Origin of the sequence: Acinetobacter sp. UNC436CL71CviS28, from assembly GCF_000620525.1 — a bacterium.
GTDB classification, from domain to species: Bacteria; Pseudomonadota; Gammaproteobacteria; order Pseudomonadales; family Moraxellaceae; genus Acinetobacter; species Acinetobacter radioresistens.
In genome coordinates this window covers 1-16,104 of sequence record NZ_KK211148.1, presented here as the reverse complement: position 1 = coordinate 16,104, position 16,104 = coordinate 1, and the positions used below count along the sequence as shown (strand labels likewise).

Genomic DNA, 16,104 nt, shown 5'->3' with positions numbered 1-16,104 from the left:
TCTATATTTGACTGAATCCGGGTTCTTTAGGCTCGGATTTTTATTTTTGAGAATAAGTAATGAATGATGAGTTATTAACTCCTATGTTTGAGGATGAATACTATCCTGATGAGCTGGTATCACGTATTAAACAGTTGCTGCTAAAGTTTTCTGAAAAAATTACAGCAAGTTCTTTGAGTCAGATAGATATATATTCTTCTGCTCAGGAGATCATAGTTCAAATCAATAAAATGAAACCCAAGTTTGAGCAGATGGATTCATCTCTAGATGATGCAGCAGCTGATTATATTGCTGAGGCTATGATGATGGTGGTACAGGAGGCTGGTTATCTGGATATTGATATGGAAGAACTGGTTGCCAATAGGGAGTGGTAAGATAATTTTATTGCAAGGCCTTATAGTTTTTTAAGGACATTCTATAGTTGGCAGTATTGTCCTAAATGTTTTTCTGCAATCCTGTCATCGTTAAATATAATATTTGCTCCACTTAAGGGTATACATCCTTAACTTTTGCCGGAATTATCACTCTTGTTTTCTCATGGTTATTTATTTCCTTAATTATTAAATTTTAAAGCACAGTAGCTGTGACTGAGAGTACAGCACTGTGATATGCGATGATTATCTACTTGATGAGCTATTTTTTAAATAATTCCAGAACTTGTATTTAAAAATGTCTGAATACTCAAGCTACTAAACTGTTGAGGTACAAGAGCAGGAAATCGTAATTTGAATAAACTTGATCATTGTAAAATTTATATTTTTATATTCAAGAAATTACAGGCATAAAAAAACCAGCTTAATGCTGGATTTTTTATTACACCATTTTATTTTAGCTTTAAAATGGTGCCCGGGGCCGGACTCGAACCGGCACGCTTTGTGGGCGGGGGATTTTAAATCCCCTGTGTCTACCTATTTCACCACCCGGGCGTTACACAAGATTGGAGGCGGAGGTCGGAATCGAACCGGCGTACACGGAGTTGCAGTCCGCTGCATGACCACTCTGCCACCCCGCCATCTCTTGGTGATGCACATATTAGCAATCTTTGAAAAAAAAACAATAGGATGTATGGTGAATATGCACATAAAAACAGCAACTAAAATAAAAACGGTTAAATAATCATGTATTATGTGCAAAATTGATTCATATCCACTTGGGAGATGTGCTGTGGCATTGGTTTTAGACGGTCGTACACTGGCGAAACAGATAGAAGCTGACTTGTTACAACGTGTAGAGGCGTTAAAGATAAAAACAGGTCGTACGCCAATTCTGGCAACTATCCTGGTAGGAGATGATGGTGCTTCAGCTACTTATGTACGTATGAAAGGGAATGCCTGTCGTCGTGTTGGTATGGATTCTCTTAAAGTGGAACTACCAAAAGAAACAACTATCGAGCAGTTACTGGCAGAAATTGAAAAGCTAAATGAAAACCCTGATGTACATGGTATTCTGCTTCAGCATCCTGTTCCGGAACAGATTGATGAACGTGCCTGTTTTGATGCCATATCGCTAGAAAAGGATGTAGATGGCGTGACTTGCTTGGGTTTTGGTCGTATGGCAATGGGAGAGGCTGCCTATGGCTCTGCAACACCTGCTGGAATCATGACGATCTTAAAAGAAAATAATATTGAAATTGCAGGTAAACATGCCGTTGTTGTAGGCCGCTCTGCTATTTTGGGCAAGCCAATGGCAATGATGTTGCTTCAGGCTAATGCTACAGTGACGATTTGCCATTCGCGTACACAGAACCTCTCTGAATTTGTTAAACAGGCTGACATCCTTGTAGGGGCTGTTGGAAAAGCCGAGTTTATACAAAAGGAATGGATCAAGCCGGGTGCTGTGGTGGTTGATGCTGGTTTTCATCCGCGTGATGGCGGTGGTGTAGGGGATATTCAACTAGCAGGTATTGAAGAGCTGGCTTCTGCTTATACTCCTGTTCCAGGTGGCGTAGGGCCAATGACAATCACGACTTTAATTCGCCAGACAGTCGAAGCTGCTGAGAAAGCCTTGGCTTGATTTTAAAAGCATTATTAAAAGCTATGTAAATATTAAGTTTGCATGGCTTTTATTTTAATAAAGCTTTTAAAGTTATTTTCATCGCCTGTTTATCCTGATCTTTATTTGAATTAATCGGCTGGTCACTTTATTTCTGTTTTGAAAAAGGCAGAAAAACTATCTGCGGCCTGCGAAACTCGTTAAAAAGTATTAAAAAAATTATAGGGCGCAGAATTATTCTTTTATTATAAACTCTGGCTTTAAACAGTGGGGTATGACTAGAGTGCGTATCATATTAAGCTTTAATAACTTTGAATCGCTTTAATAAAGGTTAAATTTTTGATGAGTTGTACTTTTCAACTGGCTAAGGCTTCTGAGCATCTTCTTCAAGCTTTACATGAGGTTATACCACAGTGTGAACTACAGGTACAGCAATTACCTGAAACCCCTATTTTATTATGGTTAATACCGCCAGTTTTTCCTACTGACCGCCTCGATGATGAGGTTATTCGACGTATCTGGAATGATACGCCTTACTGGATTTTCTGCTGGGCTTCAGGACTTGCTATGGCACAGTGGTTGCTTGCCGAGCCACAGCATGTCAAAGATAAAGTGGTATTGGATTTTGGTGCTGGTTCTGGAGTAGTAGCTATTGCCGCTAAAATGGCAGGTGCCAAGCGCGTAATCTGTTGTGATATCGATCAGGTCAGTCTAGCGGCTTGTCGCGAGAATGCAAAGCTTAATGATGTCGAGCTTGAGTATTTGGATGACTTGTATAAGGCAGAGCAGGTTGATGTGCTATTAGCGGCTGATGTACTTTACGATCAGAGTAACCGCTTCTTTCTGGATGAATTTCTGAAATTCACTTCAACGGTCTGGGTGGCAGATAGTCGGGTAAAAAACTTTAGCCACTCTCGTTACTGCAAAACTGAAGAACGTAGTGCCACCACCTGGCCAGACCTCGATGAAGCTAAAGAATTTCGCAATGTCAGCTTTTATAAGACGTTATAAGTTTAAATAACGTCTGAGCTGATAAAACATAAAATATTACGAACAGGTATAGCGAATGACGCGTAGAATTGCAGGCTTGGCTTCAAGCGCCTGTCGAGTTGCGTAATCTTCACTGTTATTTAAACTTGGGGTATCAGATAAACTGAATAAGGCCCGACTCTGGCCGAGTTGTATACCATAATTGTCCTGCTGGGTAGCAGCAGGATTTGGAATCTTATTGGCGCTTAATACTGAAATTTTATAAGTTTTACCAGTACCTAATACTTGCTGACAAGCCATCTGCAATTTATTTTCATCTATAGACTGGTTGGCACGTAATGCCAAAGTATAGGCAATCGTCGCTGATTGGGCAGACTTGTTCTCGATCTGATAGCCTGTAATACCATTGTACTGGCGAGGGCTAGTCTGGCATGCCGTTATAATAAAACATAATGGTAAAGTAACCAATAAAGTTATTTTCTTCATAATTAGAAAGCCTTTTATCCTTATAGGTTCAAGTATGGCATAGAACTAGCGGAAATAAGCAATCTTAAGGACTGATATGCTTCAGTAAGCTGAAGAAATTTTAAGTAAATGTTAAAGACATCAATTTAATGGGTAAATGATAATAGCAATTTTTCTCTGGTGATTGATCAATAGAGCTTGGATAAAATTAAAATAAAAAAAGGTCGCAATTGCGACCTTCTTTTATTTTATTGATTTAAACTGATTTTACAGCATCAAGCAGCTGATTCTGACGATCTTTCAGTGCTTGTGGTAAACGGTCACCTAACTTGCTGAATAGCTCAGTATGGCTTTCCAGTTCTTTAATCCACTGGTCTTTATCTTGAGAAGTTACAGTATCAAACTGTTCTTTGCTAAAGTCTAGACCAGTCCAGTTGAGCTGTTCATAAGTTGGAACATAGCCAATTGGAGTTTCAACTGCACTTGCACGACCTTCACAACGGTCAATGATCCACTCTAGAACACGCATGTTCTGGCCAAAACCAGGCCATACAAAGTTGCCTTCAGCGTCACGACGGAACCAATTTACATTGAAGATTTTCGGTAAATGGTTGCCATGTGCTTCAGCTTGCGCAGCAACTTTTTCGCCCATGCTTAGCCAGTGGCCAAAGTAGTCGGCCATGTTGTAACCAGCAAATGGAAGCATTGCAAACGGATCGCGGCGTACGATGCCTTGTTGACCTACAGCTGCAGCAGTGGTTTCTGAACCCATAGTTGCTGCTTTGTATACACCATCTACCCAGTCAAAAGCTTCTGAAACTAAAGGTACTGTATCGGCACGACGTCCACCAAAGATAAATGCAGAAATAGGTACGCCTGCCGGGTTTTCCCAGTCTGCATCAATAGAAGGGCACTGAGCTGCTGAAACAGTAAAGCGGGCATTCGGATGCGCAGCTTTTTCGCCTTCAGCATGAGGCTGTCCTTTCCAGGTCGTAAGATTTGCTGGAATTTCTTTAGACAGACCTTCCCACCATACTTCCCCATTTTCAGTCACAGCAACGTTAGTATAGATGACGTCTTTATGCAGCGTTGCCATGCAGTTCGGGTTAGTTTTAGTATTGGTTCCAGGTGCTACACCAAAGAAACCAGCTTCTGGATTAATTGCATACAGGCGACCATCTTCACCTGGCTTGATCCAGGCAATATCATCGCCTACAGTTTCAATTTTCCAGCCTTCATAACCCGCAGGTGGAATCAGCATGGCAAAGTTCGTTTTACCACAGGCTGATGGGAATGCTGCAGCGATATAGTGTTTTTCGCCCTGAGGGTTGGTTACACCCAGAATAAGCATATGTTCTGCTAGCCAGCCTTGGTCACGACCCATGACGGAGGCAATACGAAGTGCCAGACACTTTTTACCAAGTAATGCGTTACCACCATAACCAGAACCGTAAGACCAGATTTCACGGGTTTCTGGGTAATGAACAATGTATTTCTCTTTGTTGCATGGCCAAGAAACATCTTTTTGACCTTCTGCAAGCGGTGCACCTACTGTATGTACACATGGAATAAATTCGCCATCAGTACCTAACACATCATAAACGGCTTTACCCATACGAGCCATTTTAGTCATGCTCACTGCAACATAAGGAGAGTCGGTCAATTCAATACCGATATGTGCAATGTGGCTGCCCAGCGGGCCCATAGAGAAAGGTACGACATACATGGTACGTCCAGCCATAGCACCGTCAAACAAACCATTCAGTTTGGTACGCATCTCGGCTGGAGCTTCCCAGTTATTGGTCGCACCGGCATCTTCTTGCGTTTCAGAACAGATGTAAGTACGGTCTTCAACACGAGCAACGTCGGAAGGATCAGAATTTGCAAGATACGAACCAGGATGTTTTTCTTGGTTTAATGCTTTCATGGTGCCGTTAGCAATCATCAGGTCAATTAGACGTTGATATTCTTCGTCGCTACCGTCACACCATTCAATTTTTGCAGGTTTCGTTAATTTTGCAATTTCTTCAACCCATGCAATAAGCTTAGGATGACGAACGAATTCTGGTGCGTTCACTTGGGTCATGGTGAGGCCTATTAAAAATATGTACAAAGTACAAGTACAAATTCGTCTGTCTAAACAAGACAAACAAAATGAATAAAAAAAGTGGCAGTATTAAAGCATAAATTAATAAAAAAAATAAGACTAAAGGCTGAAAGTAATTACATATAGATCTTTATATAAATCTTCTTAAAATCAATATATTAAATTAGATTAAGAAATTTATATCAAATTATTTTTAATAAAAATATATGGTATTTATTTAAAAAATTTTATTAAAAATAAAATAATTACGTTAAAAAAAATTGAATTTACTATTATTGGTAAAATAAATCATACTCATTTAAATTTTACATAATGCCTATTTTAATTGTCTATTAATTGGACGAAATTAGAGCAACTACTTTAATTTTTATTGTTTATGAATGAGCAATTGCGCCCTCTAACTATTATTTATAACAGAAATTCTGGTTTTCATGCAGCCCGTCGCGATGAGCTTTATGAAGAAATACTAACTCAACTCAGTACACATGGCTTCGAAATTCAGGTCTTGGAATTACATTCAAACTCAGATTTTGACCAGCTGATGCAGGATGTGCTGGATCGTCATTTAAATGGGCCAGATGTAGGGGTTGTGGTCGCAGCTGGGGGGGATGGTACTCTAAATGCAGTAGGGGCAAAGTTATTGCATACTGACATACCGCTAGGCTTATTACCTTTAGGGACATTTAATTATGTTGCGCGGGCCCTGAATATTCCTTTAGATTTGCTTGAAGCTACAAAGGTAATTATTTCTGGTCGGCCTCAGGCGATTCATGTGGCAAAACTTAATAATCAGATTTATTTGAACAATGCAAGTCTAGGATTATATCCACTCTTTATTAAGCGAAGGGAGGCATATAACCAGCGGTTTGGCCGCTTCACATTTAATGCATATGCTTCAGCTCTGGATGTCATGATTCGAGACCGCAAAGCTTTAAAACTGACTTTAGAAGTGGATGGTAAAAGATATCCCTTAAATACACCGCTGGTCTTTTTTGGTAATAATCAACTTCAGCTACAGGAAATGCGTCTGCGTGTTGCTGACTGTGCGGCAGCTGGCCGGGTTGCCGGTGTGGCTGTAGCAAATACTGATAAAAGAACTTTGTTTAAACTGCTATTTCAACTGATACAAGGCAAGCTTGAACAGGCTTCACAGGTCTATAGCTTCTGCGCAGATCAGGTTCAGGTACATGCAGCTAAAAAAAATATTAAAGTGGCGATTGATGGAGAAATTGTCGAGTTGCAGACACCTTTAAAAATTACAGTTGAAAAAAATGCGCTTAACATAATGGTGCCCTATGCTGCTCCATCTCTCTGATCTGCATTTTGGTACCGAGCGGCCAGAATGTATAAAGGCCTTACGAGTATTCTGTAAAGAGCAACAACCCGAAGCTCTCGTGGTAAGTGGGGACCTGACCCAACGTGCCCGGTTTACCCAGTTTTATTATTGTAAGCAGTTTTTAGAGAGTCTCCAGATTCCTTATCTGGTTGTACCTGGCAATCATGATATACCACTTTATCATTTGTGGAATCGTGTCTTTAGCCCGTTTACCCGTTACCAGTATTTTTTCGGTAATTTGGAAAATGTACTAGAAACCGAACACTTTTATGTTATTGGAGTCAATAGTGTAAGACGGCGTTATCATACACGTGGTCATGTCTCACTAGAGCAAATTCATGAAACCCGTGAGAAACTAGAACAGGCCCCCTTACATAAACTTAAAATTATTACGTCACATCAGCCGTTTTATACTGAACCTGACGACCCCCATGGTTTAAAAGACTGTCCGGTACTCGGCCGTATGGCTCTAGAGGTTTGGGGACAATATAAATTGTTTGGTATTTTACATGGCCATTTACATAAAACCGCGATCTATGATCTGACCCGACTGTATAATTTAAAAGTTGATCATCCTATTTATAATATTCATGCCGGTACTGCGACTTCCTGGCGCTTGCACAAGAACCTGCCGAACAGTTTTAACACTGTTTCAATATCTGGTGAAATTCTGCAATACTGGTTTAATGAAGAGAGTCAATCATTTGTTTTACGGACAGATGTGATTAAATAATTACCCAAGATCTGTCGAGCGGTTAAAAAAAATACAAAAATACAAATTTTTTTTATTTTTCCCCTTGAAGCGTTTTTTTCTATCCCCACAAAAGTGTCATCAAAACACTTTAGGTTATTACTTAGACTTATAAATAAAGTAATAACTGATTACTTAAAAAAGACTTAGTCTGATGGAGTTAATTATGAGCAATATTCGTCCATTACATGACCGTGTAGTAGTTCGTCGTGTAGAAGAAGAAACAAAAACTGCGGGTGGTATTTTATTGCCAGGTTCTGCGGCAGAAAAACCTTCTCAAGGTGAAATCATTGCAGTGGGTAATGGTCAAATTACTGATAATGGTGTACGTGCACTTGACGTAAAAGTTGGCGACAAGGTTCTGTTTGGAACTTATGCCGGTACAACTGTAAAAGTAAATGGGGAAGAGCTTCTTATTATGAAAGAGTCTGACATCCTTGCGGTGTTAGAAGGCTAATTTACGTTTAACTCATTTGTGATCAGATCAAGTATTTCTTAAAAAATTGGAGTTAAAAATGTCAGCTAAAGACGTAAAATTCGGTGATTCAGCCCGTACAAAAATGATTGCTGGTGTAAACACTCTGGCAGATGCTGTTAAAGTAACTTTAGGTCCTAAAGGCCGTAATGTAGTGATTGACCGTTCTTTTGGTGCACCGCATATTACTAAAGACGGTGTAACCGTTGCTAAAGAAATTTCTCTAAAAGATAAATTCGAAAATATGGGCGCACAGCTCGTACGTGAAGTATCTTCAAAAACCAATGATATCGCGGGTGACGGTACAACAACCGCAACTGTACTTGCGCAAGCAATCCTGAATGAAGGCATTAAATCAGTAACTGCGGGTATGAACCCAATGGACCTGAAACGTGGTATTGATCTTGCAGTGAAGACTGTAGTTGAAAATATCCGCGCTACAGCGAAGCCAGCAGATGATTTTAAAGCTATTGAACAAGTGGGTTCAATTTCAGCAAACTCTGATGAGACTGTAGGTAAGCTGATTGCTCAGGCAATGGAAAAAGTCGGTAAAGAAGGCGTAATTACCGTTGAAGAAGGTTCAGGCTTTGAAGACTCGCTTGATGTTGTAGAGGGTATGCAGTTTGACCGCGGTTATATCTCTCCATATTTTGCAAACAAGCAAGATACTCTGACGGCTGAGCTGGAAAATCCGTTCATTCTTCTGGTTGACAAAAAAATCAGTAATATCCGTGAACTGATTACTGTACTTGAAGCTGTTGCAAAAACAGGTAAGCCGTTACTGATCATCGCAGAAGACGTAGAAGGCGAAGCGCTGGCAACTCTGGTTGTAAATAACATGCGCGGTATTATTAAAGTGTGTGCAGTGAAAGCTCCTGGCTTTGGTGACCGCCGTAAAGCCATGCTGCAAGATATTGCTATCCTGACTGGCGCAACCGTAATTTCTGAAGAAGTGGGTATGTCTCTTGAGCAGGCTAACCTTGAAGATCTGGGTACTGCACATAAAGTTACTGTATCTAAAGAAAATACAGTGATTGTTGATGGTGCAGGTAATGCTGATGCAATTGCTGAGCGTGTACAGCAAATCCGTGCACAGATCGAAGAATCTACATCTGAATACGATAAAGAAAAACTTCAGGAACGTGTTGCTAAATTAGCTGGTGGTGTAGCAGTGATCAAAATTGGTGCTGCAACTGAAGTTGAAATGAAAGAGAAGAAAGACCGTGTAGATGATGCATTGCATGCAACGCGTGCTGCGGTTGAAGAAGGTGTAGTTGCTGGTGGTGGCGTAGCGCTGGTTCGTGCTGCAAAAGCACTTGATGGCCTAACTGGTAACAATGATGACCAGAATGTAGGTATCAATATTCTGCGTCGTGCTATTGAAGCACCACTTCGTCAAATTGTTTCTAATGCAGGTGATGAGCCTTCAGTAGTAATCAATGCAGTGAAGAGCGGCGAAGGTAACTATGGTTATAACGCAGCTTCAGGTGAATATGGCGACATGCTGGAGATGGGTATTCTTGACCCTGCAAAAGTAACGCGTTCTGCGCTTGAACATGCTGCTTCTGTTGCTGGCCTGATGCTGACCACTGAATGCATGATTACTGACATTCCAGAAGACAAACCAGCTGTGCCAGATATGGGCGGTATGGGTGGCATGGGCGGCATGATGTAATCTGCCTATGCTGTGATTAATACTTTGTAATTTATATATTTATTCATAAAATTTTTATAAGTTACTCACAGTATTACTCACAAAATAATTTGTTGTAAAAAAAGGTCGCTATTATAGCGACCTTTTTTATTCTAGCTTTTTCAAAGGGGCTTAAGATAAGTTCCTGAGCTTGTGATGCAAGCGAGTACATAACTATTCAGCCAAAAATTTTTACGACCATCCTTGATCGGTGACTGTATACGTCCATCTTTGATACGTTGATAGAGCTCTTTTTCACTGATATTCATACGTAGTGCAAATTCAGCGGTAGAAACCCGTCGTTCAGTATTGGTGAGGTCTATTGTAAATCCCATACCATTCCCCTGAATTAATGACTAACAACAGAAAACAAATGATGTTTGAGAGATAGATTAAAGTAATCTATTAAAAATATTGCTAAATCAAGCATTTCAATTCCTATATGCTAGTGTTTAAAGTTTTTAATGCGCATCATTTCTTTATGAGTTCATCACATGAAATATGCCACTAAGCTAAACATAGCAGGATCAAATTTTGAAAAAGGATATTTATGCAAAACTTCAAAAAAATGGTTAATTTCTAAATTGAGTGTGGACTTTAGAATTCTTACGGTAATTGGTTGTGTGAATTTTTTGAAATAAATAATGAAAATAGTATATGTTCTAAAGTGCCTTAAATTGAACTTTAATTGGTATTTCAGCGATCTAAGTACCATATAGGTGACTTTACATGACACGGCATAATTCTAAGACAGCGCATGCTCTTGCTATTGAGTTAGGGCAAAGATTACAAAGAGCTAGACTCAACTTAAATCTGACACAACTGGAGATAGCTCAACACACAGGAGTCTCTAGAAAAGTTGTGATGAATGCAGAAGCGGGACAGGTCACATTAGAAAACTTGATCGCGATTTTGATGACATTAGACCTAGTTGATCATTTAGATTTATTTTTACCAGAACAGCTAATTTCACCAATTCAGCTATGGAAATTACGAGGCAAGATTCGACAAAGAGCAAGTCGTAAAACTAATCAAAATCTACCAACAGATGATGACTTGGGTTGGTGAATAGTTGTGTGAGTTAGGATAACTGATTTGATAAATAATTTTTTATATTTCAAAGAACATCTATTTTGATTTATATGATTGTAATTTTCAAAAAAAATGTTAAATTAAAAACAAGGTCGCCTACCGTACTTACGCATGAGTAGAAAAGGGGTTGAGTTTTATTGGTTTAATTTTACAAACCACATCTATATTTTAATTTTCTTAAGCATCAACTCGTTTGGTTCTTAGCATTTAAACATGCGTTGCTATAAGTCATATGACACCAAGAAATTCTTTGAACAAAAGAATTTAGAGTTGGCTGTAGAGAAAATTATGTCTATTCAAGATTTCGCATTTAAATTATCAAAAAAAATTCAGGAACAGCATTCTGTAAAGATTAGTCGTTCGCATATTTATGAATTAATCGCTTTAGACCAAGGCTATAAAACGTACAATGCATTTGTAAGTCAAAATTTAATTATTCAAGTCCAATATGATGATTCTGAAGAATATTATCAGCATGAGCTCGTCAACGCATTAAGCTTAGAAGTATTTAAAAATCCACCTGAATCAGACTATTCGAATTATGATGAAGATGATCTACATTGGGATGACTATGAAGGTCGTCAATTACTAGATCAAATCAAAAATCTTATCACTCGTTTGCAAAGTTTATCGAAATTAGATATTCCAGAAGAGATTCACTTTTCGATTGCTAAAACTGTCTATCAGGAGCTTTTATATCTAAATATAGAAGTTATAAATTTTAGAGTGATGCGAGAAAGTTTGAGTCATGTTTACTTTGATAATGGATTACTAAATACATTTGAACTTAGGTATGAGTCTGACTATGGATATTTTGAAGGTGATGATTTCGAGTTCAATATAATAGGAGAGCATCTTGAGAGTATATTGTCTTATGCAAAAGATCGTAAGAATCTAGATGCTTATGCGTTAGTTGCTGGATATTATCGTTACCTAGCGAATCAAATTGCACCTTATGGTAGAAATGGTTCGAATTTCGGTAGTTGTTGGGATAATGACAAACAAAAATATATAAAATCTGAGGAAACTACAAAGAATAAAGAAAAATATGATGAATATATAAAGCAAGCCGAATTATACGAATCGTATATCAAAGATTATCCATTAAATCTTGCGGAAATAAATTTTGATGTAGATGAGGATGAGGTCTATCAGCAGATGTTGTATCTATGCAATCAAGGTGATACTGAGGCAATTGAACACTTCCTTTACCAAAGACTATTTAAGAATACTGGTGAAGCATGGCTATATATTTATCTAGCTCAGTTATGTGATGTTGATTTTACGCAAGATGATTTACGAGCTTACAATGCCTATACAGGCGAAGCATATGATGACTATGGACCTATGGAAGTTTCAGGTCGTGAAGCAATTCAATATGTCATTAACTTACCTGATTTGCCAGAAGCTCAAGATGCTTTAGCAAGAAAAATTGCAAATGAACTATTTGAGAAAATTTAATCTTTAAACAGGTTTCAAAGTTAATAAAAATCCCATTTGTTTAAATGGGATTTTTTAATTGGATTACCATTTTTTTAAAAACTAGCTAAAAAATTCAAAATCACCACCAAAACCGATCCGTAATTTTGTTCTTTGCTAATGTCATAAAAATCCGTGATGGAAATAAGCAAGCCTACCTGTACATACAAATTCTTCGAATTTTTTATGTACAGGGCTTGTTAGGAGGGAAACCCTCCTAAGACCTCCCAGCCCATCACAGATGGGCAAGTCAACTTCATTGACTTAAAAGCAAAAGCAAAGAACGGTTAGCGTGATTGTATATGAGAAGTAAAACCAAAAATTTTAGACTTACTCAATTGCAGCTAGAGCAGTTGGAGCTACACATTGAAAAAGAACGTACTAACTTTACTGACTTTATTCATTCCTTAATTCAACGTGAAGTGATGCATGATGCTGTTACGGTTCGAGGGATGATTGAAGATGAGAAGGAGCCGAGACTCAAAATTAAAACCGAAGTTGAAATCGTTAAACTTTATCAAATCACTGATCCTGATTTGTTACTGGCCTTATCTAAAATTGGGAATAACCTGAATCAAATAGCCCGTGCTTTAAACATCATCAAAAATGCGGATCCAAGAGATCAGCGTAAGCTTGATATTTTTCATGTGTTATTGGTCTTAAAAGGTATTCAAAATGAGTTAGAACAAATATTTCCTACTTTACCAAAAATCAGTAGGCAACGTCCGAATAGGCTTCGCAAGCAACTCGAAAATCTAAACGTTGATCAGACACAACCTTCTATCGTGTTAGCGGAGAAGGATGAAAGTGCATATTAAATTTTTAGAGCATGGCAAAGGGTCAGCTGCACATGCTTCCGCATACCTTTTAGAGCGACTTGATCATCGTGGAAATGTTCGTGCAGGTGTTCAGGTTTTACTGGGCGATGCCACCACATTCAATGCTATTTGTCATGCGAGTCCACACCTATGGAAATATACGAGTGGAGTCATCGCTTGGTCCAAAGATGATGATCCGACTGATGCTCAGATTATGGAAGTTTTAACGGACTTTGAGGAGCATTCATTTGCAGGATTGGAACAATCACAGTATCACCTATTTGCTGTGTTACACACAGATGATGATGGCTCAAAGCACATTCATGTTTTAGCACCACGGCTCGACATTCAAAGCGGGAAATCACTCAATATTGCTCCCCCTGGGCATGAAAAACACTTTGATGCATTAAGAGATTACTTCAATACAAAATATCAGTGGTCACGGCCAGATGATTTGCTTTTGATGCAGACCACACAGGAGCCAAATCATGTGGCCAAAATCAATGCACAAGCTGAAAAACTCTACGCAAGGGAAGACTTTATTGCACTTACAAAAAAACAGTTTTGCAAGACGATTGATAATCACGTCAAAACGCTGTTAAAGACACAAACAATTCAAAACAGAGCGGATATTGTCAAATGTATATCGCAACTCAAAGCTGTTAAGTCCGTTGACCAAAGCAAAGAGTATTTAGCAGTTGAACTTATCAACGGAAAAACACACAGACTCAGAGGTGATTTTTATCATGAACAATTCGAAATTGGACTTTATTCAGAGCGTCTCCGAGCAGCAGCAGAAAGCCGAAAAGCTCCAAATGAGCTTGCAGCAGCTCTCTCAGACGCTGATCAATTTCGAGAAACTTATAGAGCAAAGCGAGCAGCCTATAATCGAAAGCACTACGCTTTTGCACAGCGTACAGGGGACGACAATAGCATTGGAAATGCATCTCAACTCATTTTTGAAAGAGATAGGGAATCTATCACCCCAAGCCATACAAACACTGACAGAGGACTACACAGCACAAATCAATCAACTCCAGTCTCAACTTGCCAATATAGATATTGCGGAAGTTTCAAAAGTGAAATCGAGCATAGATTCATTTTCAATATCAATTCAAGAATTACAGACCAAAATAAACACCCAATTGCAGAAGATCTCAATAGACCAACCCAGCTTACAAAAGAGTATTCAAGTCCAGATACAGCAAGCGATCGCCAACCAAAGCAAGCCGATAGAGAGCAGTATAGCGATGTTGATTACGGAAAAACTGGATACGCAAAAAGCGACATACATGTTGGGTGGGGGGATCTTGATTGGACTGCTGAGTCTTTTAATCGCTTTATTTACGGCTTATCAAACAGGTACAAACGTCAATACCATCAAAGCACAACAACAGGTGATTCAACAGAATTCAGAATCAATCACCGCCCAAATCGAGTATTTGAAGAGATTACAAAGGTAAGTCATGCAGACCGAAATAGATCAATATTTGATAGAACAAACAAACTTATTGCAACAACAAAACAGCTTGTTAGCAGAACAAAACGAAGCCTTGAGCAAACAGGTCAGTTCATTAAAAAGCATTTTGATCAGCTACAACGAAGTAGAGCAGCGTTTAGTGAAGAAAATCGAGACATTGAATATAGAGAAAGAAGCTCAAACCGCTTTGATTTCAGCAATGAAAGCAGAACTTTCAAATTTAGAACAGGGCGAATTTTCGGAGCAATTACAGCGAGAATTTCAAGAAAACTTGAATATCCAATTGCACAGGCAATTAACGATAGTATTAAGTCAGCTGAATTTGAAAGACACTGTCAGAAACTTAGTGCAGAGCGAATTGAGCCCTTTTCAACAGGTAATCAGCAAACAACAGATAGATTTGGAGAAAGCACTCTCGGAAATATTGCAATTTCAGCCACCAAACGACTTTTACGAAGACTTAGAGATGCAAAGCAAGCAGATCAATATGCTTGGGGAAACTGTAGAACGCTTGATGACCTTAATCAAAAACTTGAGCAATTAGAACCTATCGTTGCTGAAATTCGATGCAAGCCAAAGCCAGCAACAGATTGGCAGCTAAGATTTGATGGATACTATCCTGGTTATATTAGAGCTTACCAAGAGCTATCAGCACAGCAACAACAGGCTTATGAGGATAAAAAAGCGTTGTGGCTAATTGAGATCACGGAGCAAAAAACCGAAAAACTCCTAGCATACATGACGGAAGCTAGAAGACATATCAACAGTCATGACTATGAAAGAATCGCAGAAATCATCAAAAATGATGAAAGGATGCTGAACTACTTAAAATGTGATTCAATCCTCTCCCATAAAAATAATCATCTTGAAGATCAAAGAGCTTCATATCTCTCGTGCCTCAAAAACTTCGGTGAAATCAAAGAGCGAATTAAAACCTTCACATTTACTATCTATCAAAGTTCTAATGAAGCTCAATTGAAGATCACAGATATTCAACCTCAACCTGAATTAAAAACCAAACAGGAAAATGATTCGAATGCCGATTTTGATTTTTAGGAAAACCTAGCAGTGAAGCAAGCTACTAGTGCATACGATTATGCGGTTGTCGATGTAGGTGTATTAGTTCAGACTTGATCGTACATTCTTCTTGAAAAAGAGAAAGTTACCCGTTTTGATAAAGGTGTCGAAATCTTAATTAAACAAAGGTAACTTTCTTATGTTGCATACTAACAATCAAATCATCAAACACAAAGTCGGCTTACTCAATTTAGCTGAAGAGCTTCAAAATGTTTCTAGAGCATGCAAAGTGATGGGTGTCTCTAGAGATACTTTCTATCGCTATCATGAGTTAGTACAGTCTGGTGACATTGATGCATTAATCAATAAGTCCCGTCGAGTACCAAATCTAAAAAACCGTGTAGATGAT

General features: G+C 38.7%; 15 protein-coding genes and 2 tRNA genes. 12 read left to right on the top strand and 5 right to left on the bottom strand.

Translation table 11 applies throughout. The annotated features are described in order from the left end of the window. Positions 1–59: 59 nt before the first annotated feature. Complete coding sequence (locus N518_RS0115980) at positions 60–374, top strand: DUF5713 family protein (protein ID WP_005025048.1); 315 nt, start codon at positions 60–62, stop codon at positions 372–374. Between the two features lie 466 nt (positions 375–840). On the opposite strand, the gene N518_RS0115975 is transcribed toward N518_RS0115980, so the two are convergent. Continuing rightward, positions 841–926, bottom strand: a tRNA-Leu gene (locus N518_RS0115975). A gap of 12 nt (positions 927–938) precedes the next feature. Beyond that, positions 939–1,012: transfer RNA gene (locus N518_RS0115970), tRNA-Cys, on the bottom strand. Between the two features lie 152 nt (positions 1,013–1,164). Here N518_RS0115970 and folD point away from each other — a divergent pair. Both folD and N518_RS0115960 read left to right on the top strand, forming a co-directional pair. Further along, positions 1,165–2,013 (top strand): bifunctional methylenetetrahydrofolate dehydrogenase/methenyltetrahydrofolate cyclohydrolase FolD, encoded by an 849-nt coding sequence (gene folD, locus N518_RS0115965; protein ID WP_005025050.1) that lies wholly within the window; start codon positions 1,165–1,167, stop codon positions 2,011–2,013. A 321-nt stretch (positions 2,014–2,334) separates the two neighbouring features. Then, positions 2,335–3,003, top strand: coding sequence for a class I SAM-dependent methyltransferase (locus N518_RS0115960; protein ID WP_005025052.1), 669 nt, complete (start codon positions 2,335–2,337; stop codon positions 3,001–3,003). A 36-nt stretch (positions 3,004–3,039) separates the two neighbouring features. Here the strand turns inward: N518_RS0115960 and N518_RS0115955 are convergent, their stop codons facing one another. Together N518_RS0115955 and N518_RS0115950 are read right to left on the bottom strand one after the other, a co-directional pair. After that, on the bottom strand, positions 3,040–3,468 hold the full coding sequence (locus tag N518_RS0115955) for a hypothetical protein (protein ID WP_026444512.1): 429 nt from the start codon (positions 3,466–3,468) through the stop codon (positions 3,040–3,042). A 235-nt stretch (positions 3,469–3,703) separates the two neighbouring features. Further along, the gene (locus N518_RS0115950; protein ID WP_005025056.1) at positions 3,704–5,533 is read right to left on the bottom strand and encodes a phosphoenolpyruvate carboxykinase (GTP); all 1,830 of its coding nucleotides are present in this window, start codon (positions 5,531–5,533) and stop codon (positions 3,704–3,706) included. 397 nt (positions 5,534–5,930) lie between these two features. On the opposite strand from N518_RS0115950, the gene N518_RS0115945 reads away from it, so the two are divergent. The 4 genes from N518_RS0115945 to groL all read left to right on the top strand — a co-directional run bounded on the left by N518_RS0115945 (position 5,931) and on the right by groL (position 9,791). Continuing rightward, entirely contained in the window at positions 5,931–6,869 is a 939-nt protein-coding gene (locus N518_RS0115945; RefSeq protein ID WP_005025058.1) for a diacylglycerol/lipid kinase family protein, read from the top strand. Beyond that, positions 6,850–7,623, top strand: a complete 774-nt coding sequence (locus N518_RS0115940; RefSeq protein ID WP_005025059.1) for a metallophosphoesterase family protein — start codon at positions 6,850–6,852, stop codon at positions 7,621–7,623. Before N518_RS0115945 ends, N518_RS0115940 begins: the two co-directional genes overlap by 20 nt. A gap of 184 nt (positions 7,624–7,807) precedes the next feature. Then, complete coding sequence (locus N518_RS0115935; protein WP_005015665.1) at positions 7,808–8,098, top strand: co-chaperone GroES; 291 nt, start codon at positions 7,808–7,810, stop codon at positions 8,096–8,098. Positions 8,099–8,156: 58 nt separating this feature from the next. Then, the gene (gene groL / locus N518_RS0115930; protein WP_005015664.1) at positions 8,157–9,791 is read left to right on the top strand and encodes a chaperonin GroEL; all 1,635 of its coding nucleotides are present in this window, start codon (positions 8,157–8,159) and stop codon (positions 9,789–9,791) included. 140 nt (positions 9,792–9,931) lie between these two features. On the opposite strand, the gene N518_RS0115925 is transcribed toward groL, so the two are convergent. After that, on the bottom strand, positions 9,932–10,144 hold the full coding sequence (locus N518_RS0115925; RefSeq protein WP_005025061.1) for a hypothetical protein: 213 nt from the start codon (positions 10,142–10,144) through the stop codon (positions 9,932–9,934). 394 nt (positions 10,145–10,538) lie between these two features. Between N518_RS0115925 and N518_RS0115920 the strand changes: the two genes are divergently transcribed. The 5 genes from N518_RS0115920 to N518_RS0115900 all read left to right on the top strand — a co-directional run. Then, positions 10,539–10,877 (top strand): helix-turn-helix transcriptional regulator, encoded by a 339-nt coding sequence (locus N518_RS0115920; RefSeq protein ID WP_005025063.1) that lies wholly within the window; start codon positions 10,539–10,541, stop codon positions 10,875–10,877. Between the two features lie 312 nt (positions 10,878–11,189). Next, positions 11,190–12,362 carry a hypothetical protein gene (locus N518_RS0115915; protein ID WP_026056645.1) on the top strand — a complete coding sequence of 391 codons (1,173 nt, stop codon included), beginning with the start codon at positions 11,190–11,192 and terminating at the stop codon, positions 12,360–12,362. A 320-nt stretch (positions 12,363–12,682) separates the two neighbouring features. Continuing rightward, on the top strand, positions 12,683–13,198 hold the full coding sequence (mobC, locus tag N518_RS0115910) for a plasmid mobilization relaxosome protein MobC (RefSeq protein WP_005025066.1): 516 nt from the start codon (positions 12,683–12,685) through the stop codon (positions 13,196–13,198). Further along, positions 13,182–15,734, top strand: a complete 2,553-nt coding sequence (locus tag N518_RS0115905) for a hypothetical protein (protein ID WP_005025068.1) — start codon at positions 13,182–13,184, stop codon at positions 15,732–15,734. The genes mobC and N518_RS0115905 overlap by 17 nt, the downstream gene beginning before the upstream one ends. A 160-nt stretch (positions 15,735–15,894) precedes the next feature. Further along, the coding region (locus tag N518_RS0115900; protein WP_026444511.1) for a helix-turn-helix domain-containing protein at positions 15,895–16,104 on the top strand (210 nt) is incomplete at its 3' end.